This is a genomic window from Mycobacterium bohemicum DSM 44277, from assembly GCF_001053185.1.
Lineage (GTDB): Bacteria > Actinomycetota > Actinomycetes > Mycobacteriales > Mycobacteriaceae > Mycobacterium > Mycobacterium bohemicum.
Genome location: NZ_CSTD01000003.1, coordinates 305,462 through 327,319, shown reverse-complemented (window position 1 = coordinate 327,319; position 21,858 = coordinate 305,462). Strand labels below are relative to the sequence as shown.

Genomic DNA, 21,858 nt, shown 5'->3' with positions numbered 1-21,858 from the left:
ACCTTGTGGGGGTGGCTCTGAGAAGCCGGCGCGGAGTGCGGCAGCTACACGATACGGAGCGTGCTCGTTACGCTAAGGCTAAGACTAGCAGTACTAGCGGACGCAGTCCCGTAACCCGTCGATAGTGAGTGTCGGCACGCCGTGCTCAATCAGCTTGTCGAGCACCGGAGTCACCCTCTCCCACCGCAGCGTCAGGCCCGGCAATTCGAGAACCGCCCTGCCATCGGAAAGCTGTTTGAGGTAGTGGGCCGGGGTGTCCGTCGGCTGGCGCCGCTCATGGGCCAACGCTTTCCGACTCCGCGGCTTGACTGCGACACCCCACTCATCTGAGGTCCACACCCCGTCGTCACAATAGGCGCGTTGGACAAAGGACAGCACCGTGCGACCAACGGCGTCCACAAGCTTAATCTCGTTGTCCCGCACGGAATTACTCACCGCCGCCACTCAATCGCAATCCGCTCGGGGTCGAACCGCTCCCCGTCGCGGGGGCGGTGGCCCTTCCCGACCGGCATTATCGTCGCCGTCATCATCACGTTGATGATGACGCGCTGGCGGTCGAGGTCGAGCTTGTCCAACGCGGCCTGCACCCGGTCGGTTCCGAGCGGAACGTCGGCGAACACCCGCTTGGCGGCGGCATCCGACATCTTGGCCTCGATGGCATCGAGTTTGGCGTTGAGCCGTTCCCGCGCGGCGCGCAACTCGGCCGCGGTCAACTCCCCATCGGCGAACACGGTCGCCAGCTCGATACGGCGGGCGCGGATCGTGTTGGCCTCGGCGGTCAGCTTGTCCAGGTTGGGCGCGTCGCGGTCGATGAGCAGCTTCGTGGCGTCGGGTCGGGCCAGGCGGGCGCACACAATACCGCGGATTGTCTCTTCGGTTTCAGGCTTGGAGATCGCCACCCCCAAGCACTTCCAGCAGCGGTATCGCTCTTGACCTTTGGGCCCGTGGTAGCCCGAGATGCGGCCGCCGTCCTCGCACTTGCCGCAGCGCAGCACCCCGGTCAGGAAATGCCGGCGCACCGTCTTGGGTCCCGGCTTGCGGGCCGGGTCGTCGAGCAGGGATTGCGTGGCCCGCCAGGTCGTTTCGTCGACCAGCGGCGGCCAGGTGCCGGGTCCGACGATGACGTTGTTATGGGCGCGCAACGCCGCGTTACGCGGTGCGCGGATGAACAGTGACATGGTTGATGCGGTCCAGGGCTTGCCGTTGCGCCCGTAGTAGCCGCCTTTGTTCCATTCCCGCGCCAGCCCGGACAGTGAGCCACCGCCCAGGATGGTCTCGTAGCCCTTGCGGACCAACTCGGCCTCCACCGGGTGAGGCTGGCAGTCGGCGGTGTAGCCGAACGGGACCACCGGCCACTTGGGTATGCCGCGCTCGGCCATCTGCTTAGCCGCGGCGCGCTGGCGGGCCGCCTTATGCTCACACTCGTGGGCGGCCACGTCGCCCTTGATGCGGGCCGTCAGGCGCCCCTGTGCCGTTGACAGGTCAGTCTCACCGCTGACGGTCGCCAGCTTGATTTTCATGCTGTCGGCCAGCGGCATGAACGCCTCCAGCTCGATGGGCCGGCGGTGCAGCCGGTCGAGGTCCCAGGCCACCACGGCGGTGATGCGCCCGGCCGCCATGTCGGCAAGCATCTGCTCATACGCGGGCCGCGGTTTCCTGACGTTGGTGGCGCTGCGGTCGTTGTCGACATACTCGACAAGCTTCTTCCAGCCCTTGCGCTCGGCGAGAGCACGGCATTCGGCGCGCTGGCGGTCAATGGCGGCCTCATCGCGGCTGCGGTCGAACGACTGGCGCAGATACAGGGCAGTGGTCACAAAAACTTATCGTAGGGTATTGAGGGTTATCTAGCCAGCAGCTAATGTGTGGAGCAGTAGCACTTGAGGTTGCCCGCATGGGTGGGCCCACCGCGGGCGTAGGGGATCGTGTGGTCGATCTCGCAAGCATGGGCGGGCACGTCACAGCCGGGCCAGCGACACGTCAGATCCCGGCACCGCACGAACTCGGCCAACGCCTTTGACGGGGTATAGCGCGGCTCGGGCAGGGCATCACCGGGATGCACCAGCGGCACCCGCCTGGCCGAGCCGGCCAGCTCGGTGAGCAGGTCGGCGGTGATCAGGCCGTCGGCACCGACGAACGAGCCCGGCGCGGTGCCGCTGCCCTCGATCGTGGCCTGCTCGGCGATCACATGAATCACCACCGGTGAGGCCGGTCTACGGGCACCCGCACTGCAATCGGGACGCCCGCAGCGGCAACCGAGCCGATCAGCCCCGGCCGCCAGCGCCCCCAGGGCATCCGCGCGGCGTTGGGCGCGGGTGCGCGGGTCATGCGCACACACCGTGGCGGCCAGCGCGTCCAGCCGCCGGTCCAGGGCGTGGGCGTCGGGGGTCAACAGGCTGCCGCGGATCAGCGAGGTCCCGCCCACCACATCATCGAGGGCCACCTCCCGGTCGCTGCGCAACCGCTGCCGCCGGCGCACCGCATCGGCATCGAGCATGGCCACCACCTTGTCGACCTGCCCGGCCAACCGATGGCGCGTCATCGACGGCCACCGCCCCACATTCGCCGCCAACCGTGCATCGACTGCCGCCAACACCTCGGGATCCTCGATCAAATCCGTGCGATACACGATCGTGGCGAACAACCGAAAATCGATGTCCCCGGCGCAAAACACCGCCCCCACCTTGGGCAGCCGCTCCCGCAGCGCCCGGGCATACCGCAGCCGCGAGGCCGCCAACGCCTGGGAGATCCGCAGCTCGGCGGCCACCTCGGCCGCCACCGCCTCCATCGTGTCGATCGCCCAGTCCTCGGTCTCGGCACACCGCGACAACCGATAGGCGAACAACTCCCCCATCACCACCAACTGCGCAGCCGCCGCCCGATTCTCCACCCGCGCCGCCACCCCGATACGCCCCACCAACGCCGCCGACTCCGCCGTCCTCGACGGATAGCACCGCTCGATCAGCTCATCGAACCGCGCCCGAACATCATCGAACATGCGTGCGATCATGCCACCCAGGTACGACAAGTCCCCACGCACCAACACCAACGTCATGTCCGGTTCGGCAGCGAACACCGGATCCACGCTGGCCGTTCAGTCCCCCTGCCGGACCCAGGCGAAGATGTACAGGCTCATCGCCGTCACGAGCGCGATCAGCACCCACTGCACGACGGCCTGGTCGATCCAGGATCCCGGCGGCGGCGCACCCGGAAGGATGTTGCGCAGCGGGACCACCGCGAAGAGCATTGCGGCGTACCAGGTTCCGAACGGCGGCACGAACTTTCGCCGTCCCATCGCCATGGGAACGGCGACCAACAGGGCTAGCGTGGGCAAAGCCACCAGAACGAGGCAGATCACCAGGTCGAAGACCAGTGGGCCCTCGGCGCGCTCAAGGGTGATGACCACGTCGCCGGTGTCGGCGGACCGGGAGGTCGGGAGCGCGCTGGTGACATGGTCCACCTTGAGCTGCCAACCATCCAGCGATCCGGTTACCTGGACGATGGCGGGCAACTTCTTTCGGTTGTCTGCGGACCCCACGAACGCATCGGCCGCGAGTGGCTCGGTCTTGTACTTGTCGAACGGCCAGTTGCGGGGATCGCCGTGCGCCTCGATGGTGGTGCTGAGTTGGGCCGGCGCCCGCCCTTTCGGATATTGCAGGTCGCCCAGGTCGTTCGTCGGGTACAGGCGCACCGCGACGTCGTTGCCCAGAACGTCGAAACGGTTGTCGTACTGCTCGATCCCGGGATAAACCAGCACGTTCACCGTGAGGCGATTGGCGACGGTCTTCAGCTCCTCGACCCGCAACTGCACGATGGTCGCATTCCCCCCGCCCTGGCTCAGGTTCAGCGGCGGAAGCGGAGTTCCTTCGCTCTGCAGCATGTGGATGCCCAGCAGCGACAGCGCGTAGGTGATGATGACGCTCAGCAGAATGGCCACGCCGATTTCGATTTGCGAGCGGCGCAGCTTTGGCGGCTTCAATCTCGGCGGCGATGTCGGCTCTTCCGCGGCCAGCGGCGGCGACGGAGCCGATCCGACCTCGGCGGTCACCGGTCGCCGCCCCACGCGGTCGCGTGGCACTCGATCGCCTGCCGGCACCGGACCGCGTCCGGCCGGCGCCATCGGGCTCGTCGGGGCGACACGTGTTGAGATGCTAGCTAACCGTGATGCCGCTCGCGCAGCGAAAATCCCCGGCAACGCGTGGATATGGTCACCCGTCACCCGTCGGCCACCGGCCGTTCATCCGCGGCGGTGCGTGCGGGGACACCTAGGCCGAAACCGGTCCCGCGACGCACCGAAAACCGATGTGGGTGGTCGCGGAATCCTGCGACTGGGGCGAGCGCGCCGCCGGACGGTAGCGGTGGCAGTACTCCGGTGCGCACAAGTGCGAGCCGCCCTTCAGCGCTTGGTTGACGGCCGGATCGGCCGGGCCCGTCGGCGTGCAGCACGACTTCGGCGGCGTCGCGAGCCGGTGATGCGCGAAAAACTCGGTGACCGTCCACTCCCAGACGTTGCCGATCATGTCGAGCAGACCAAACCCGTTGGGCGGGAAGGTCCCGACGGGCGACGTTCCGACCCAGCCGAGCGCCCCGTCGTTGCGGTACGGGAAGAGGCCCTGCCAGGTGTTGGCCATCAGCCGGCCACCGGGATTCGCCTCGTCGCCCCACGCGTAGGTCGTCGTGCTTCCCGCGCGGGCCGCGTATTCCCACTCGGCCTCGGTGGGCAGCCGCCGCCCGGCCCAGCGCGCGTAGGCCGCCGCGTCGGGGTAGGCGACCTGCACCACGGGATGGTCGCCGCGGTCGGCGACGTCGCTCTCCGGCCCGAAGGGGTGCCGCCAGCTCGCGCCCGGCACCCAGTCCCACCACCGGCGCCAGTCGCGCAGGTCCACCGGCCCGGACGTCGGGCGGAAGACCATGGCGCCGGGAACCAGATCCGCGGGGTCCGCACCCGGGTACAGCGCGGGGTCGATGCCCTGCTCGGCGACGGTCACATACCCTGTGGCGGCGACGAATTCGGCGAACTGCGCGTTGGTCACCGGGTGCCGCTCGACCGCGAAGGGCCCGACGGTCACGGTGTGGATCGGGGCCTCTTCCGGATAGAAGCTGGTCGAGCCCATGCGGAATGTTCCGCCCGGGAGGTCGACTAGCTCGGTGAGCACCCCACCAGGGTACGAGCGGTCACTCCGACTGCCGATACCACGTGACCATGTAGAGGCCCATCGCCCCGACCAGCGCGATGAGCACCCAGATGACCAGGGCCTGGTCGATCCAGGCGCCCGGTGGCGGCGAGCCGGGCAGGAAGTTACGGATCGGGATGACCGCGAACAGCATCGCGGCGAACCATGTCACGAAGGGCGGGACGAATTTTCGCTTGCCCAAGGCGATCTGAATGGCCACCGCAAACGCCAGCGCGGGCAGGGCGAAGAGGACCAGGCAGATCCCGAGATCGAAGATCAGCGGACCCTTGGCCCGGTGCAGGGTGATGATCACGTTGTCGGGGCGGTCCGATTCCTGGCTGGCTTCGCCGACGCGCTTGACGCTCACGTCCCAGCCCTCCAATGCCCCGGTGACCTCGACTCGCGCGGGCACGTACTGGCGTGCATCCCCCTGTCCGACGAGGACGTCGGCCGAGAGGGTGTCGGTGCTGTACGAGTCGAACGGCCAGTTGTTGGGATCACCGTGCGACTCGATGGTGGTGGCAACCTGCGCCGGCGACTTCCCGGCCGGGTATTGCAGGTCCCCGAGGTCGTTGGGCGGGTCCATGCGCACCGCGGTGTCGGTCTTCAGCACGTCGAGGCGCTTGTCGAACATCGAATCCTCTGGAATGACAAGCACTTTCACCGTCAGGCGGTTCGCGACGGTATCCAGCTTCTCCAGGCGTACCAGCACGACGGTGTCGTTCGTCGCGTTCAGGTCCGGCGCCTTGAGCGGTCCCCCGGACGTGGCCAACAGGTGAAAACCGAACAGTGACAGGCCGTAGACGACAACGACGGCGAGCAGGATGCCCAGGCCGATGACCAAACGCCGCTTGGACTTCGCCCGCGGCGCCGCTGGGGGCGCGGACGTCGGGGAAGAGGGGGTCTGGGGCGTCTCGGGCGGCGGTGCCGGCGGAGCTTGGTGGGTCATCTGTCGCTACCTCCGGGTGGATCGATCGGTGCGCCCTCGCGGGGAGATCGTAGCGAACTGACCCCCCACGCGCCACGACAGCGAAGCCAAGGGCGGATGAGGCACTTTCCGCCGAAATGCCCGCCGACCGTCCCGCGGCAGCGAAATCGGTGGGCCGGCCCGCCGTGATCCGGTCACGCCGATACGTTCACCTGATGTTTCATTGCCTGCTGTTCCCCGGGCGGTAATTCTCGACATGTGCCTAAGTAGGGGTGCGTCGCGAATCCCCGAATGCCCGCCGCCGGTGCCGGGCGCCGCTTCCCAGGAGACGACCATCGTGAAGCCCAATCGATCAGCGCTCGCTATGCGACTGCTGACTGCCGGCGCATTGGCGCTGCCGGCCTGCAGCAACGCCCATGCGACCCTGCCGTACACGGCCGGAGCGAAGGTGGACTGCGGCGGCAAGCAAACTTTGGTCGCCAGCGGTTCGACCGCCCAGGTCAATGCGATGACGAAGTTCGTCGAGGCCTACAGCAAGGCCTGCTCCGGGCAGACCCTCAGCTACACCGCGAACGGCTCGGGCGCCGGGATCGCCGACTTCCTCGCCGGCAAGACCGATTTCGGCGGATCGGATGTGCCCCTCGACGGCGATCAAGCCGCGGCCGCCAAGCAGCGGTGCGCCGGCGCCGACGCCTGGAACCTGCCCGTGGTGTTCGGCCCGCTGGCCATCACCTACAACCTCAAGGCCGTCGACAGCCTGGTCCTCGATGGGCCCACGCTCGCCAAGATCTTCAACGGCACCATCACCCGGTGGGACGACCCGGCGCTCACCGCGCTGAACGCATCCATGCCCGCGGAGGACATCCACGTCGTCTACCGCAGCGACGCATCCGGCACCACCGACAACTTCCAGGCCTATCTGCAGGCCGCTTCCGGGGGCGCCTGGACCAAGGGCACGGGCAAGACGTTCAACGGTGGCGTCGGCACCGGCGCCGTCGGCAACAAGGGCACCTCGGCGGCGGTCAAGGCGACCGAGGGTGCGATCAGCTACAACGAATTGTCGTTCGCGCTGCAGCAAGGGCTCTACGCCGCCGAGATCAAAACCCCGGCGAGCCGCCGGTCGCTGCGGCCCGTGCGCATCGGCAACGATACGGTCGGCAAGACCATCGCCGGCGCCAAGATCGTCGGCGACGGCAACAACCTGGTGCTCGACATCTCGTCGTTCTACAACCCGGCTCAGCCCGACGTCTACCCGATCGTCATGGCCACCTACGAGATCGTCTGCTCGCGGTATCCCAGCGCGGAGGCCAAGGCGGTCAAGGCTTTCCTGCAGGCGGCGATCGGGCCCGGCCAGATCGATCTCGCGCGCAACGGCTACATCCCGCTGTCGCCCGAATTCCAGGCCAGGGTCTCCGGCGCCGTCGACGCCATCGGCGCGGTGGGCGCACCGATTCCGGACTAGTGGCGATCGCGAGCGCGGCGTAGCCGGGCGAGGCGGGTCGCCACCATCGGGCCTAGTGGCGATCCCGACCCCGAAATCAGGCTTTCTTGGGCGTCTTTCGATCTCGTTGGCGCCACCAGGCATAGATGAACAACGTCATCGCGACAACCAGCGCTATCAACACCCATAGCACCAGCGCCTGGTCCACCCACGAGCCCGGCGGCGGAGAGCCGGGGAAGAAGTTGCGCAGGGGAACCACCGCGAACAACATACCGGCGTACCACGTCCCGAACGGCGGCAGAAATGATGTCCTGCCCAATACCATCGGAATGGCCACCCACAGTGCCAAGATCGGCAGGGCGATCAGGATCAGACACAGCCCGACGTCGAAGATCAACGGGCCCTTGGACCGGTGCAGGGTGATGATGACGTTGTCCTTCAGGTCCGGATTGGCGTCGTCCGGGTCGTGGACGCGGGTGGCGGTCGCGTCCCAGCCGTCCAGCTTGCCGGTCACCTCCACGCGGGCGGGGGACTTCTCGCGGTTCGTGCCGGTCCCGGTGAACACGTCCGCCGCAATGGTTTCGGTGCTGTAGGAGTCGAACGGCCAGTTGCCCGGGTCCCCGTGCGCGACGATGGAGGTGCTCACCTGCCCAGGCGCCTTCCCCACCGGGTACTGCAGGTCGCCCAGGTCGTTGTCGGGGTACAGCCGCACGGCGGCGTCCGTGGTCAGCACCCCGAAGTTCTTGTCGTACAGCGAATCTTTCGGGTAAACAAGCACATTCACCGTCAAGCGGTTGGCGACGGTGTCAAGTTTCTCGAGGTGAACCTGCACCACGCTGTCCTCGGCCTCGAGCTTGCTGAAGTCCACGGCGGGCAAGGGGGGAGCGGACTTGGCCAGCAGGTGCACTGCGATCAGCGACAGGACGTAGATGACGATGATGGCGACGACGACGCCGAATGCGATCGCCAGTTGTCGTCCTCGCGGCGCGGACGGCGCGGGCTGCGCGGGAGGCGGGGCGGGCGGGGCCGACGGTCCGGCGGTCATTGAGTCATCACGCTGCCAGATGCTACAACCGGCGGGCCGTCAAAGCGACGATTTCTTCACCCGGCCGCTTGCACGCCGTCGCGCCGAGAGCCTTGCCCCGTCGCCCCGGGCGGAGGACACCAGCGAGCTCAGTCGCGCGAAAAGGCAAGGGCAAAGTCCTTTTCCAGGTCCTCGTATGGCTTGCCCGACAGGTCGACGGTGACCAGGGCGATGGTGCCGCCGGTGAAAACGAACGGTGCCTTGAAGCGCCGTGACACCCCCGATCCGCCGTTGCGCCCGACGGTGATGCCCGCGCCGGCGAGCCCGAACGTGCCGGGATGAGTGACCATGTCCGCGAACGAGCCAACCGCGGTCCCATCGATGAATAGCGTGGCTTCGCCGACGGGCGTGTGGCTGTTCTGCACGGTGCCGGTGCGCGCATAGCTGACGCCGAACACGTGCGCGCCCAACGGCACGGGGACGGAAGACGTGATGAGCTGTTCGCGCTCACCGAGGAAGTTGTAGGCGTAGTGCAGCCGCCCGTCCTGGAGGAACAGCACGTGCCCGCCATGGGCCCCGCCCTGCTTGAACAGCACGCCTTCGGCCCCGGTGGTGTCCACGGCCACCTCCGCCAGCACCGCGAAGGAGCGGCCGCGAATTTCGGCGGCGGCGCCCAGACCGACGTCAGAGCAGCCGGGATAGTACGTGTAGGTGTCGCGCTCGCCGACCAGGTACGGCCGCGACCGGGTCATGGTTTCGATGATGTTGAGATCCCCGAGCGGCAGGCCGTTGTACTTGTCGGCCTCGGCGAACCACAGCGCCTTGAGCTCCTCGAGCTTGTCCGGGTGTTCACCGGCCAGGTCGCGGCACTGGCTGCGGTCGGCCTCGATGTGGAACAGCTCCCAGCGATCGGCGTCGAAATGCGACCAGCCGGCGGGCGACGCGGCGTGCACGGTGTTGGCGAACCACCCCCGATGCCAGATGCCGCGGGTGCCCAGCATGGAGTAGAACTGGGTCTGCTTACCGGTGTCTGCCCCCGGATCCTCAAGCGCCGCTTTGAAACTCACGCCGTCTAAGGGCTTTTGCGGGATGCCCTTCACGGTGCCGGGCGGCGTGACACCCATCAGGTCGTACACGGTGGGAGTGATGTCGCAGACGTTGACGTAGTTGTCGCGCACCTCGCCGTGCGCGGCAATGCCGTTCGGCCAGGAGATGATTGCGGTGTCGGCGATGCCCCCCTCGTGTGAGGCGTAGCGCTTGTACAGCTTGTAGGGCGTGTTGAAGGCCATCGCCCAGCCGATCGGGTAGTGGTTGTAGGTCTGCGGCCCACCGAGCTGATCGAAGAGCTTCATGCTCTCCTCGACGGTGTCGATGTAGCCGTTGAAGAACTTGCCTTCGTTCACCGACCCGTTCGGCCCGCCCTCGCCGCTGGCGCCGTTGTCGGAGATCACCACGATGATGGTGTTGTCCAGCTGGCCGGAATCTTCGAGGTAGTCCAGGATCCGGCCGATCTGGGCGTCGGTGTAGCTCAGGAACCCGGCGAACACCTCGGCCATCCGGCTGAACAGTTTCTTCTCGTCGTCGTTGAGGGAATCCCAGGGCCGCACGGTGTCCTGCATCGGCCAGGGTTCACCGCCGGGCCCCTTGACGTCGAGATACGGGTTGACGGGCGACAGTTCGGTGTCCGGCGGAACGATCCCCAGCGACTTCTGCCTCTCCAGCACGATCTCCCGGTAGCGCTCGTAGCCCATGTCGAACCGGCCGGCGTACTTGTCCGCCCACTCCTTGAAGACGTGATGGGGTGCGTGCCCGGCGCCCGGGCACACGTAGCTGAACCACGGCTTGTCCGGCGCGATCATCTTGGCGTCGCGGATGAATTCGATTGTCTTGTCGGCGATGTCCTTCGACAGGTGGTAGCCGTCCTCGGGTGTGCCCGGGGGGTTCACCGGGTGGTTGTCGTACACCAGGTCCGGGTACCACTGGTCCGTCTCGCCGCCCATGAACCCGTAGAACCGTTCGAAGCCGCGCGACGTGGGCCAGTGCCGCTTCGTCGCGGCCAGATTGGATTCCTCGATCGGCGTCAGGTGCCACTTGCCGACGCAATAGGCGTTGTAACCCCGCTCGACCAGCACCTCGGAGAGCAAGGCGGTGTCCGCCGGGATGCGCCCGTTGGCGTTCGGGAAGCCCTCGGTGAACTCTTCGATGGTGGCCATCCCCACGGTGGTGGCGTTGCGACCGGTCAGCAACGAGGCCCTGGTCGGGGAGCACAGGGCGGTGGTGTGAAACTGCGACAGCCGCACCCCGCGCTCGGCGATGCGGCCCATGGTGGGCATCTCGACCAGCCCGCCGAAGCAGTCCCAGGTGGCGATGCCGGTGTCGTCCCAGACCAGATACAGGACATTGGGAGCGTCCTTGGGCGCCGCCGGCGCGGCGTACGGCCCCCAGTCCGGCTCGGAATCCCGAATGTCGAGTTCGATCTTGCCATTGAATTCTTGCGACTCCGCCGCCATCGCCGGCCTCACTCTCTTAGGGGCTGCACCAGACCGCGCCCAGCGTAGCGCCAAACACAAACGCCCGGGACCGTGAGGTCCCGGGCGTTGGGTGAATTGTTGTGGGCTACTTCGCCCTCTCGAGGATCTCGACGAGCCGCCAGCGTTTGGTCGCCGACAGCGGGCGCGTCTCCATCAGCGAAACGCGGTCGCCGATGCCGGCGGTGCTGTTCTCGTCGTGAGCCTTCACCTTCGTGGTGGTGCGGATGATCTTGCCGTACAGCGGGTGCCGCACACGGTCTTCCAGCTCGACCACGATGGTCTTCTGCATCTTGTCGCTCACCACGTAACCGATGCGCACCTTGCGCCTGCCGCGCGTCCTCGGCGCCGCGGGGGTGTGCTGGGGCCCCTTGGCGGCGGCACCCTTGGCCGAGTCTGTGGCGGCCTGTTTCGGGGCGGCCTTCTTGGCCGCGGCTTTGGTGGCCTTCGCTTCTGCCATCACGATTCCTTACCGTCGGGCCCCGACGCGAGGCCCAGCTCTCGTTCCCGCAACACCGTGTACACGCGCGCGATCTCGCGGCGCACGACGCGCAGCCGGCGGTTGTTGGTCAGCTGCCCCGTCGCCATCTGGAAGCGCAGGTTGAACAGCTCCTCCTTCGACTCGCGCAGGCGCTCGATGAGCTCGTCCTCGGTGAGCTCACGCAGTTCGCCAGGCGAAATTCCCACTGCCATCAGAACTGTTCCTCTCGGGTCACGATGCGTGCCTTGATCGGCAGCTTGTGGATCGCTCGGGTCAGCGCCGCCCGGGCGATCTGCTCGTTGGGGTAGCTCAGCTCGAACAGCACCCGGCCCGGCTTCACGTTGACCACCCACCACTCCGGTGAGCCCTTGCCCGAACCCATCCGGGTCTCGGCGGGCTTCTTGGTCAGCGGGCGGTCGGGAAAGACGTTGATCCACACCTTGCCGCCACGCTTGATGTGCCGGTTGATCGCGATACGGGCCGACTCGATCTGCCGGTTGGTCACATAGGCGTGCTCGAGGGCCTGTATGCCGTAGTCGCCGAAGTTCACCTCCGTGCCACCGCTGGCGATGCCGCGCTGGCGGGGATGGTGCTGCTTGCGGTGCTTGACCTTGCGGGGAATCAACATGATTCAGCTCTCCGTGCTCTGCGGTTCGACGGCAGGGGCCGCGTCGGCCGGGGCCGGCGGAGCGCTCTCTTCCGACGGCCGCTCGCGGCGGGGACGGTCGGCGCCCGCCGGGGCGGCGGCGGCCAATTCCCGTTTGCCGCCGACGATGTCGCCCTTGTAGATCCACACCTTCACGCCGATCCGCCCGAAGGTGGTCTTGGCCTCGTACAGGCCGTAGTCGATGTCGGCGCGCAGCGTGTGCAGCGGCACCCGGCCCTCGCGGTAGAACTCCGAGCGGCTCATCTCCGCGCCGCCGAGGCGACCCGAGCACTGCACCCGGATGCCCTTGACGTTGGGCTGACGCATCGCCGACTGGATCGCCTTGCGCATGGCGCGGCGGAACGCCACGCGGTTGCTCAGCTGCTCGGCGACGCCCTGGGCCACCAACTGTGCCTGGGACTCGGGGTTTTTCACCTCGAGGATGTTCAGCTGCACCTGCTTGCCGGTCAGCTTCTCCAGGTCCGCGCGGATCCGGTCGGCCTCGGTGCCGCGGCGGCCGATCACGATCCCGGGACGCGCGGTGTGGATGTCGACCCGCACCCGGTCGCGGGTGCGCTCGATCTCCACGTCGGCGATGCCGGCGCGCTCCAGTCCGGTGGACAGCAGCCGACGGATCGCGACGTCTTCCTTGACGTACTCGGCGTACTGCTTGTCGGCGTACCAGCGGGACTTCCAGTCGGTGGTGATGCCGAGCCGGAAGCCGTGCGGATTGATCTTCTGGCCCACTACTCTGAGCCTCCCTTCGCCTCAGAAGCCTCAGCTGCGGCCGCCTTCGGGGCCGCCTTCTTGGCGGTCGCCTTCTTGGCGGGCGCCTTGTTCGCGGGTGCCTTTTTCGCCGGCGCTTTCGCGGCGGCCTTGCTGGCCTCGGCGCGCCGGGCCCTGGTCGACTTCGCCGACCGCTCATCCTTCACCGGCCGGCTCTCCAACACCACGGTGATGTGGCTGGTGCGCCGGCGAATCCGGAAGGCACGCCCCTGGGCGCGCGGCCGGATGCGCTTGGCGGTCGGCCCCTCGTCGGCGTAGACCGTGGCGACCACCAGGGTCGCGGGGTCCAGGCCGTCGTTGTTCTGCGCGTTGGCCGCGGCGCTGGCGATCACCTTGGCCACCGGCTCGCTGGCGGCTTGCGGCGCCCAGCGCAGGATGTCCAGCGCGTCGGCCACCGACTTGCCCCGCACCAGGTCGATCACCCGGCGGGCCTTCGTCGGCGACACCCGCACGAACCGCGCCTTGGCCATTGCCGTCGGGAAGGCCGACGGGAATTCCGTTGTCGTCATCGCCGTTTGGCCTTCCGGTCGTCCTTGATGTGCCCCTTGAAGGTGCGCGTCGGCGCGAACTCACCGAGCTTGTGGCCGACCATCGCCTCGGTGACGAAAACCGGAACGTGCTTGCGCCCGTCGTGGACGGCGAAGGTGTGGCCGATGAAGTCCGGAATGATCGTCGAGCGCCGCGACCAGGTCTTGATCACCTGCTTGGTGTTCTTCTCGTTCTGGACGTCCACCTTCTTGAGCAGGTGGTCGTCGACGAAGGGGCCCTTCTTCAGGCTGCGTGGCATGAGTGCTCCTGAAACTTCTTACCGCGAATGCTTCTTGCCGGTGCGGCGACGTCGGACGATGAGTTTGTTGCTGGCCTTGTTCGGCTGGCGGGTGCGACCCTCCGGCTTGCCCCAGGGGCTGACCGGGTGCCGACCGCCGGAGGTCTTGCCCTCACCACCGCCGTGCGGGTGGTCCACCGGGTTCATCACCACACCACGGACGGACGGGCGCTTGCCCTTCCACCGCATGCGGCCGGCCTTGCCCCAGTTGATGTTCGCCTGCTCGGCGTTGCCGACCTCGCCGACGGTGGCGCGGCAGCGCACGTCGACGCGGCGGATCTCCCCGCTGGGCATCCGCAGGGACGCGTAGCTGCCCTCCTTGCCGAGCAACTGGATGCTCGACCCGGCCGACCGGGCGAGCTTGGCGCCACCGCCCGGCCGCAGTTCGACGGCGTGGACCACGGTACCGGCGGGGGTGTTGCGCAACGGCAGGTTGTTACCGGGCTTGATGTCGGCGTTGGCGCCCGACTCCACCACATCGCCCTGCGAAAGCCCCTGCGGCGCAATGATGTAACGCTTGTCGCCGTCCAGGAAGTGCAGCAGCGCGATGTTGGCGGTGCGGTTCGGGTCGTACTCGATGTGCGCGACCTTGGCGTTGACGCCGTCCTTGTCGTTGCGGCGGAAGTCGATCAGCCGGTAGGCGCGCTTGTGGCCGCCGCCCTTGTGCCGGGTGGTGATGCGGCCGTGGGCGTTGCGGCCGCCGTGACCGTGCAGCGGGCGCACCAACGACTTCTCCGGCGTCGAGCGGGTGATCTCGGCGAAGTCGGACACGCTGGCGCCGCGACGACCCGGTGTCGTCGGCTTGTACTTGCGAATTGCCATGTCTTATCAGGTCTCTCTCTCGCGCGCGGCTAGGCCGGCGCTCCGAACAGGTCGATCGGCTTGCTGCCCGGGGCCAGGGTGACGATGGCGCGTTTGGTGCTCTTGCGCCTGCCGAATCCGGTCCTGGTGCGCTTGCGCTTACCCTGCCGATTGGCGGTGTTCACCGACGCGACCTTGACCGAGAAGATCTTCTCCACCGCGATCTTGATCTGCGTCTTGTTCGAGTCCGGGTGCACGACGAACGTGTACACGTTGTCGTCCAGCAGCCCGTAGGACTTCTCGGAAATGACGGGCGCGAGGATGATGTCGCGCGGGTCAGCGATGGTCGCCATCAGGCCGAAACCTCCTCGCCGGTGTGGGCCGCGATGTAGGCGCGCAGCGCCTCGACGCTGAACACCACGTCATCGGAACGCAGCACGTCGTAGGTGTTGAGCTGGTCGGGCGTCAGCACGTGCACGCCGGGCAGGTTGCGCACGCTGCGGACGCCGGTCTCGTCGCTGCGGCCGATCACCACCAGCACCTGTTTGCGATCGGTCAGGGTGCCCAGGAACTCCCTGGCGCTCTTGGTCGACGGGGTCTGGCCCGCGACCAGCTCGGTGATCGCGTGGATGCGGCCGTTGCGGGCGCGGTCGGACAACGCCCCGCGCAGCGCCGCGGCGATCATCTTCTTGGGAGTGCGCTGGCTGTAGTCGCGCGGCTTGGGGCCGTGGACCACACCGCCGCCGGTGAACTGCGGCGCCCGCGTCGAGCCCTGGCGGGCGCGCCCGGTGCCCTTCTGCCGGTACGGCTTACGGCCGCCGCCGCTGACCTCGCCGCGCGTCTTGCTCGAGTGCGTGCCCTGGCGGGCGGCCGCCCGCTGGGCGGTGACCACCTGGTGCATGAGCGCGATGTTGGCCGGGGCGTCGAACAACTCGGCCGGCAATTCGACCGAGCCCTCGGTCTTGCCGTCCGGCGTCTTGACGTCGATCTTGAGAGCCATTAGTTCTCACCTCGTTTGACCGCGCTGCGCACCATCACGAGCCCGCCGGTGCGGCCGGGGACCGCGCCCTTGATCAGCAGCACGCCGTTTTCGGTATCGACCTTGTGCACCAACAGGTTCTGCACGGTCACCCGGTCGTTGCCCATCCGACCGGACATCCGGGTGCCCTTGAAGACGCGGGCGGGGGTGGAGCAGCCGCCGATGGACCCGGGGCGGCGGTGCACCGCCTGGGCGCCGTGGCTGGCGCCCTGGCCGCGAAAGCCGTGCCGCTTCATGGTCCCGGCGAAGCCCTTGCCCTTGGAGGTGCCGGTCACGTCGACGTAGCTGCCGTCGGCGAAGATCTCCGCCGTCAGCTGCTGGCCGACCTCGTATTCGGTCGCCGCGTCGGGGTTGTCCAGGCGCAGCTCGGCCAGATGCCGGCGTGGGTTGACCCCCGCGGCGGAGTACTGACCGGTCACCGGCTTGTTCACCTTGCGCGGGCTGATCTCGCCGTAGGCGAGCTGCACGGCGCTGTAACCGTCGCGCTCCGGCGTGCGGATGCGCGTCACCACGTTCGGCCCGGCCTTGACGACCGTCACGGGGACGACTCGGTTGTTCTCGTCGAACACCTGCGTCATGCCCAGCTTGGTGCCGAGAATGCCTTTTCTAGCCATGATTCTCGTCGGCTCCTACTGAATGTTGACGTCGACACTGGCCGGCAGGTCGATGCGCATGAGCGCGTCGACCGTCTTCGGCGTGGGGTCGAGGATGTCGATCAGACGCTTGTGGGTGCGCATCTCGAAGTGCTCCCGCGAGTCCTTGTACTTGTGCGGCGAGCGGATGACGCAATATATGTTTTTCTCGGTCGGCAGCGGCACCGGACCTACGACGCTGGCACCCGTGCGGACGACGGTCTCGACGATCTTGCGCGCCGAGGCGTCGATGGCCTCATGGTCGTAGGCCTTGAGCCTGATGCGGATCTTCTGTCCCGCCACGCTTCTCCTACCCTCACTGAACTTGAGGTCCGTGTCCGGACCGGGCCCCGCCGCGCCGTCGAGCCGGCCCGGGTGGGCCGGTCGAGCGTCGCGCCGGATACTGCGCCGCTGTTTACCTGTCGTGGTCCACCGGCCCCCGCGGTCGGGCGTGTCACCCTGGCGCAGCCTCGTCCGCGAGCGAATTCGCCCGCGAGGCAGAGGTGGGACCGGACGCGCCCGTTTGGGCGCTGGTCGTATGCCCGGCCAGGCGCAAACCCGGCTCAAGGCAACCCGAACAGTATGCCTCAGATCCCGGGTTCTTCAAAATTCCGACCCGAATCCCCCTCAGGGGCCCTGGTCAGGGATTTCAGGCGCCCGCCGTATCGGTACTGGCGGCGCTGGCGCGCTGCTGCGCCCGCTGAACGTGCAGGAAGCCGTCGACGGCCGCAAGCGCGCACTCCCGATAGTCGAAATCGGGCAGGGTGGACAGCCGTCCCAGCACCAGCGGCCCGATCAGCAGCGCGATGGCCCGGGACCGGTCCACCTCCCCCAGCTCGGCCGCCTCGGGACTGTCGAAGATCGCGTCGAAGGGCGCGGCGTACTGCTGGGCGATGCGTTCGCGAAGCGTGGTGATCGCCGAGTTGTCGGCGCCGCGGCTGCCACGGGGTTCCGGCAAACCGCTGAGGTCAGGCCCCAGCGCCAGCCACGACATCGCGGTCAGCAGCGTCGGGGCCTCAGCGACCGACTCCGCATGGGCCAGCACCAGGGCGACCAGCCGGTCCCGCAGCGTGCCGTCGGCCGGCGGCATGGCCACCGGCGGCAGCAAGGTGCCGAACGCCGCGGCCAGCAGGTCGTTACCGCTGGAGAAGTGGCGATACAGAGTGGCCCGGGCTACGTTGGCGGTACGGGTGACCGCGTCGACGGTCACAGCGCTGGGACCCCCGGCACGCAGCAGCGCGGCGGCGGCGTCCAGCAAGCGAGCTCGGGAACGCGCCGGACGAGGATCGGTCGTCCCGGCCAACTGTGATCCACCTCCTGTTTGGCCACGAGACTATCGGTCTATCTACGAGACGGACAGTCTTAAAAATCTCGCCGGCCCCTAAGGAGGCGTCTCGCGTGGTCGAAATTCTCACCCGGCCCGATCAGCGTAGTAATGACCTGGGCCCCGGGGGTAGCCCCCGCTCCCGGCTCTGGACCCTGGCCGTGGCCTGCATGGCCGTCGGGCTGGTCGTTGCGTCGATGACCGCGCTGAACACCGCCCTGGGCGACCTCGCGGTCGCCACGTCGGCAACCCAGTCCCAGCTGAACTGGGTCGTCGACGGCTACACGGTGGCCCTGGCGTGCCTGTTGCTGCCCGCCGGGGCGATCGGTGACCGGCACGGCCGGCGCGGCGCGCTGCTGATCGGTCTGCTGGTCTTCTCGGCCGGTTCGATGGCTCCCGCGCTGCTGCATCACCCGGTGCAGATCATCGCCGGACGCGCGGTGGCCGGCGTGGGTGCGGCATTCGTCATGCCCGCCACGCTGTCGCTGCTGACCGTCGCCTACCCGAAGGAGGACCGGGTCAAGGCCGTCGGCATCTGGGCCGGTACGGCCGGCTCGGGCGCGGTCCTCGGGATGCTCGGATCCGGTGTGCTGCTGCGGTTTTGGGACTGGCACGCCATCTTCTGGTCGTTGGGCGTCGCCGGCCTGGTGATCTTCGCCCTGGCGTGCACGGTGTCCTCGTCGCGCGACGCCGCCGCCCCCCGCATCGACGCGCCCGGCGCGCTGCTGATCGGGGCCGCGCTGGCGATCGCGGTCGCCGCCATCCTGGAAGCGCCCACTCGCGGCTGGGCCGACCCGCTCATCTGGGGCGGCCTGGTGGTCGGCGGACTGCTCGCCCTTCTGTTCTGCGCGGTCGAACTGCGCCGCCGGCAACCGCTCCTCGACGTCCGGCTCTTCACCGATCCCGCGTTCGCCACCGGCGTCGCCTCGATCGTCATCCTGTTCGGCGCGACGTTCGGCTTCTTCTATCTCGGCATGCAGTACGTGCAGCAGATCATGGGTTACTCGCCGCTGATGACGGCCGTGGCGTTCACCCCCTTCATGGTGCCCCTGGGCATATGTTCGGCGCTGTCGTTCTGGTACGTACCGAAGTTCGGCCTGCGGCTGGTGATTTTCGCGGGCACGCTGCTGATGGCGGTGGGCTTCGCCAGCATGCACGTGCTCGGGCTGCACACCACGTACCTCGAATTGGCCTGGCCCACGCTGATACTGAGCACGGGCATCGGGTTCTGCACGGCACCAACGACTTCGGCGATCATGGGGGCCGTCCCCGACGAGAAGCAGGGCGTCGCGTCCGCGGTGAACGACGCCTCGCGGGAGATGGGCGGGGCGCTGGGCATCGCCGTGGCCGGGTCGATCCTGGCCGGACGCTACTCGCAGGAACTGGCGCCCCGGCTGGCGCACTTCCCCGCGCCGGTCCGCGGCCCCGCCTCCGATTCGCTCGCCAAGGCCGTCGAGATCGCCGACCGGCTGGGGCCTCAGGGGCGCTCACTGGCCGAGCTGAGCAAAACCGCGTTCATGGCCTCGCTGCACGCCTCCACGACGGCGCTGGCCGTGATCGTCGCGGCCGCCGCGGTCCTGATCGGGTTGTGGGCCCCGGGGCGCGACGGCCGTCAACTTGGGCCGGTGCGGCGGGCCCTCGCCCGTCGGCACCGGGCCTGACGGGGACCTCCGCCCCGCCAATGTTGTTGTCCGGCACTACCATCCCCGAAAAACAAGCGGAAAAATCCTTGAAAACATCTTTCTGATCTGGTATCAGAAATGTATATCGACAGTTGCAGGTCATCTCGGACGGTGAGGTGGAATGTGTTGTTGATTCAGGCAGATGCCGGGATTGCGCCCGGGCCGGTTTCGCCGGCCTCGCGGCGGCGTTCGCCCCCGGCACGACGCTGGTCCGGAGACTTCCGGACCCGATCTGCAAACTGAAGGGAGGTGGATCGCAACAGCAGTGCAACGGTGAAGCGGCCGTCGTGCCGTCCACGAATATTGCGACGCCCTGTCCGCGCCTGACGCCCATCTGCGCGCGCACCGCCACTGTCGTGGCCGTCTACGTGGACGTCATGAAAGCCGCCAACCGAGGGCGGGTCACGCCGACATGCGTGACCCGCCCTCGTCGCTGAAAGTTCACCGCGAGGCTGCCGAAAACGCCGCGGCCAAACCTCGGCCTCGTTAGGCTTCCCCTCATAGCACCCGCCTTGGGTCGGCGGGCGTTATCCGGCTTGGCTGGGGGGATTCTTCAGTGTCATGGGTGATTGCGGCGCCCGAATACGTGGCCGCCGCCGCAGCGGATTTGGCGAACGTCGGTTCCACGCTGGAGTTCGCCAACTCGTTCGCCGCGGGGCCGACCTCGAGCGTGTTCCCCCCGGGCGCCGACGAGGTTTCGGCGAGCATCGCGGCCCTGTTCGACGCCCACTCGCAGGCTTATCAGGAGCTCAGCGCCCAGGCCGCCGCGTTTCATGCGCAGTTCGTCCAGCTCATGAACGGCGGCGCGGAGCAGTATGCGCTCACCGAGGCCGCCAACGCGTCGCCGCTACAGACCACCCAGCACGCACTCAGCCCCACGGGCTCCGCCGGGCAGGCACTGACGTCGGCGCCGTCGCTGGCGCTCGCGGGAGCGGCGGCGACACCGGAGATTTCACCGGCGGCCGCGACGCCCCTGTCGACGACGCCGTTGACCTCCGCCGCGCCGTTGACCTCCGCGTACCGGCCCGCAACGCCGGCCTACTCCACCGGCGCCGCCGACGAGCAGCCGACGGCAAGCCCCGCTGACTGAACTCACGCAACGAATTCCGCGGCCCGGTGCCCCACCATGACGATGGTGGCGTGCGGGCCGCGGCTGGGGATCGACGGGAGGATGGAACCGTCTATCACCCAGAGGTTTTCGATGCCGTGGACGCGGCACCGGTGGTCGACCACCGCTCGCGGGTCACCCTCGGCACCCATCGGCGCTGTCCCGCAGAGGTGTTGGGACGTCGACCACACCGGCGGCCCGACCGACGCCGCGGCGCCGGCGAGTTCGCGGGCCAGTTCGCTGCCCCGCCGCAGCGCGGCCACGTCGTCGGCCGCGCTGTCGTAGTGGTGCTCGATCAGCGGTGGCACATCGGGATCCGCGGACACCAGCGTGAGCCGCCCGCGCGCCCGGGGCCGCATCAGCGCCGCCCCGATGTGCGGCCAGTCTGGGCGCCCGGCCGTGCCATCGCCGGTCATCGCGACGAATCCGCCTGTGTACGGCCGGATTTCGAGGCCGTCTGCGGTGCTGAGCATGACCTCCAGCACCGGCCGGCCGGGCGCGACGGCCCAATTGGTCGGCAACACCCATTCGGGGTGATCACTGAACGCGGTCCCCACCGGTAGGGGCGCCACCGCCGGCACCCCGGCCTCCCGCAACATCTCCTCCTCGCCCACCCCGGACAGCATCAGCAGCTGCGCCGACTGGATCGCACCGCCGCACAACACGATCCGATCGGCAGTCAGGGACACGGGCCCGTGCGGCCCGATCGCGTCGACCCCCACCGCCCTGGCCCCGGCGAACCGCAGTCGCACCGCCCGCGTCAGCGCCCGCAGCGTGAGGTTCGGCCGGCCCAGCGCCGGCGTCAGGTACGCCGCGCCCGACCCGGCCCGGACCCCGTCGACAATGTTGAGCGGCACGGCGCCTACCCCCGAAACGGGTTGCGGGCCAACGTCGTTGACGTCGGCGATCCATCGGTACCCGGCCCGCTGCGCCGCGGCGATGAAACGCTCGGTGGTGCCGGTCATCTCGCGGGTCCTGCGGACCCTGATGGGTCCGCTCTCGCCGTGCGCGGGGCCGTCGAAGTCCAGGTCGGTCTCGATGGCGCGGAAACTCGGCAGGACGTCCACCCAGGCCCACCCGGGTATGCCCAGGCGGTCGAAGTCGTCCGGCAGCGCGCGGCAGAAGTACCCACCGTTGACGGCGCCGGAGCCGCCGAGGGTCGCGCCCCGCACGATGGGCAGCAGGCGGACCGGGTGATCGGTGAGCCGGGTCTGGTAACGCCGGACCAGCGGGCTGTCGGCCCCGATGGGCAGTCGGCAGCCATCGGCGGTGGCGGCCAGTAACTCCGGGTCGGCGAGCGTGGGGCCGGCCTCCAGGACGGTCACGCTGCGGCTTGGATCGGCGGAAAGGCGCTCGGCGACAACTGATCCGGCGCTGCCGGCGCCGACGATCAGCACGTCGCTGTGGGAAGCGGCGTTACTCACGGCGGGGTCGGGGCGCC

22 protein-coding genes and 2 pseudogenes are annotated in these 21,858 nt (G+C 68.3%); 3 read left to right on the top strand and 21 right to left on the bottom strand.

Annotated elements, in window-relative coordinates; genetic code table 11:
* Positions 1 to 93: 93 nt before the first annotated feature.
* The 6 genes and pseudogenes from BN971_RS16045 to BN971_RS16020 all read right to left on the bottom strand — a co-directional run bounded on the left by BN971_RS16045 (position 94) and on the right by BN971_RS16020 (position 6,120).
* Positions 94 to 435 carry a hypothetical protein gene (locus BN971_RS16045; protein WP_139027117.1) on the bottom strand — a complete coding sequence of 114 codons (342 nt, stop codon included), beginning with the start codon at positions 433 to 435 and terminating at the stop codon, positions 94 to 96.
* Positions 432 to 1,814, bottom strand: a complete 1,383-nt coding sequence (locus BN971_RS16040) for a recombinase family protein (RefSeq protein WP_090350291.1) — start codon at positions 1,812 to 1,814, stop codon at positions 432 to 434. The genes BN971_RS16045 and BN971_RS16040 overlap by 4 nt, the downstream gene beginning before the upstream one ends.
* Before the next feature lie 44 nt (positions 1,815 to 1,858).
* Positions 1,859 to 2,995: pseudogene (locus BN971_RS16035) on the bottom strand (HNH endonuclease signature motif containing protein); the annotation flags it as partial.
* 96 nt (positions 2,996 to 3,091) lie between these two features.
* Positions 3,092 to 4,009, bottom strand: coding sequence for a DUF4436 domain-containing protein (locus BN971_RS16030; protein ID WP_372511903.1), 918 nt, complete (start codon positions 4,007 to 4,009; stop codon positions 3,092 to 3,094).
* Positions 4,010 to 4,262: 253 nt separating this feature from the next.
* Complete coding sequence (locus tag BN971_RS16025) at positions 4,263 to 5,153, bottom strand: formylglycine-generating enzyme family protein (protein WP_085179183.1); 891 nt, start codon at positions 5,151 to 5,153, stop codon at positions 4,263 to 4,265.
* Positions 5,154 to 5,172: 19 nt separating this feature from the next.
* Positions 5,173 to 6,120: a DUF4436 domain-containing protein gene (locus BN971_RS16020; protein WP_085179184.1), complete on the bottom strand. Its 948-nt coding sequence runs from the start codon at positions 6,118 to 6,120 to the stop codon at positions 5,173 to 5,175.
* A 316-nt stretch (positions 6,121 to 6,436) separates the two neighbouring features.
* Between BN971_RS16020 and pstS the strand changes: the two genes are divergently transcribed.
* Positions 6,437 to 7,561, top strand: a complete 1,125-nt coding sequence (gene pstS, locus BN971_RS16015) for a phosphate ABC transporter substrate-binding protein PstS (RefSeq protein ID WP_372511901.1) — start codon at positions 6,437 to 6,439, stop codon at positions 7,559 to 7,561.
* Positions 7,562 to 7,637: 76 nt separating this feature from the next.
* Here pstS and BN971_RS16010 read toward each other — a convergent pair whose 3' ends face one another.
* The 14 genes from BN971_RS16010 to BN971_RS15945 all read right to left on the bottom strand — a co-directional run bounded on the left by BN971_RS16010 (position 7,638) and on the right by BN971_RS15945 (position 17,561).
* A complete protein-coding gene (locus BN971_RS16010) occupies positions 7,638 to 8,585 on the bottom strand; it encodes a DUF4436 domain-containing protein (RefSeq protein WP_085179186.1) in 948 nt (315 codons plus the stop codon).
* A gap of 128 nt (positions 8,586 to 8,713) precedes the next feature.
* Positions 8,714 to 11,074 carry an arylsulfatase gene (locus BN971_RS16005; protein WP_085179187.1) on the bottom strand — a complete coding sequence of 787 codons (2,361 nt, stop codon included), beginning with the start codon at positions 11,072 to 11,074 and terminating at the stop codon, positions 8,714 to 8,716.
* Positions 11,075 to 11,180: 106 nt separating this feature from the next.
* Positions 11,181 to 11,552, bottom strand: coding sequence for a 30S ribosomal protein S17 (gene rpsQ / locus BN971_RS16000; RefSeq protein WP_085179188.1), 372 nt, complete (start codon positions 11,550 to 11,552; stop codon positions 11,181 to 11,183).
* Positions 11,552 to 11,785, bottom strand: a complete 234-nt coding sequence (gene rpmC / locus BN971_RS15995; RefSeq protein WP_085179189.1) for a 50S ribosomal protein L29 — start codon at positions 11,783 to 11,785, stop codon at positions 11,552 to 11,554. The genes rpsQ and rpmC overlap by 1 nt, the downstream gene beginning before the upstream one ends.
* A complete protein-coding gene (rplP, locus tag BN971_RS15990) occupies positions 11,785 to 12,201 on the bottom strand; it encodes a 50S ribosomal protein L16 (RefSeq protein ID WP_085179190.1) in 417 nt (138 codons plus the stop codon). Before rplP ends, rpmC begins: the two co-directional genes overlap by 1 nt.
* A 3-nt stretch (positions 12,202 to 12,204) precedes the next feature.
* On the bottom strand, positions 12,205 to 12,966 hold the full coding sequence (rpsC, locus tag BN971_RS15985; protein WP_090350289.1) for a 30S ribosomal protein S3: 762 nt from the start codon (positions 12,964 to 12,966) through the stop codon (positions 12,205 to 12,207).
* Positions 12,966 to 13,514, bottom strand: a complete 549-nt coding sequence (gene rplV, locus BN971_RS15980; RefSeq protein ID WP_085179192.1) for a 50S ribosomal protein L22 — start codon at positions 13,512 to 13,514, stop codon at positions 12,966 to 12,968. Before rplV ends, rpsC begins: the two co-directional genes overlap by 1 nt.
* Entirely contained in the window at positions 13,511 to 13,792 is a 282-nt protein-coding gene (gene rpsS / locus BN971_RS15975) for a 30S ribosomal protein S19 (protein WP_010908582.1), read from the bottom strand. The genes rplV and rpsS overlap by 4 nt, the downstream gene beginning before the upstream one ends.
* A gap of 18 nt (positions 13,793 to 13,810) precedes the next feature.
* Entirely contained in the window at positions 13,811 to 14,653 is an 843-nt protein-coding gene (gene rplB / locus BN971_RS15970; protein WP_090350288.1) for a 50S ribosomal protein L2, read from the bottom strand.
* Between the two features lie 29 nt (positions 14,654 to 14,682).
* Entirely contained in the window at positions 14,683 to 14,985 is a 303-nt protein-coding gene (gene rplW, locus BN971_RS15965; RefSeq protein ID WP_085179194.1) for a 50S ribosomal protein L23, read from the bottom strand.
* Entirely contained in the window at positions 14,985 to 15,632 is a 648-nt protein-coding gene (rplD, locus tag BN971_RS15960) for a 50S ribosomal protein L4 (protein WP_085179195.1), read from the bottom strand. Before rplD ends, rplW begins: the two co-directional genes overlap by 1 nt.
* Entirely contained in the window at positions 15,632 to 16,285 is a 654-nt protein-coding gene (gene rplC, locus BN971_RS15955; protein WP_085179196.1) for a 50S ribosomal protein L3, read from the bottom strand. Before rplC ends, rplD begins: the two co-directional genes overlap by 1 nt.
* Positions 16,286 to 16,300: 15 nt before the next feature.
* The gene (rpsJ, locus tag BN971_RS15950) at positions 16,301 to 16,606 is read right to left on the bottom strand and encodes a 30S ribosomal protein S10 (RefSeq protein WP_085179197.1); all 306 of its coding nucleotides are present in this window, start codon (positions 16,604 to 16,606) and stop codon (positions 16,301 to 16,303) included.
* Between the two features lie 346 nt (positions 16,607 to 16,952).
* Positions 16,953 to 17,561, bottom strand: coding sequence for a TetR/AcrR family transcriptional regulator (locus BN971_RS15945; RefSeq protein ID WP_264027320.1), 609 nt, complete (start codon positions 17,559 to 17,561; stop codon positions 16,953 to 16,955).
* Positions 17,562 to 17,701: 140 nt separating this feature from the next.
* On the opposite strand from BN971_RS15945, the gene BN971_RS15940 reads away from it, so the two are divergent.
* Complete coding sequence (locus BN971_RS15940; protein WP_085179199.1) at positions 17,702 to 19,288, top strand: MFS transporter; 1,587 nt, start codon at positions 17,702 to 17,704, stop codon at positions 19,286 to 19,288.
* A 577-nt stretch (positions 19,289 to 19,865) separates the two neighbouring features.
* Positions 19,866 to 20,240 (top strand): annotated as a pseudogene (locus BN971_RS26475) (PE family protein); the annotation flags it as partial.
* Between the two features lie 161 nt (positions 20,241 to 20,401).
* Here BN971_RS26475 and mftG read toward each other — a convergent pair.
* Complete coding sequence (gene mftG, locus BN971_RS15930; RefSeq protein WP_085179201.1) at positions 20,402 to 21,841, bottom strand: mycofactocin dehydrogenase MftG; 1,440 nt, start codon at positions 21,839 to 21,841, stop codon at positions 20,402 to 20,404.
* Between the last annotated feature and the right edge of the window lie 17 nt (positions 21,842 to 21,858).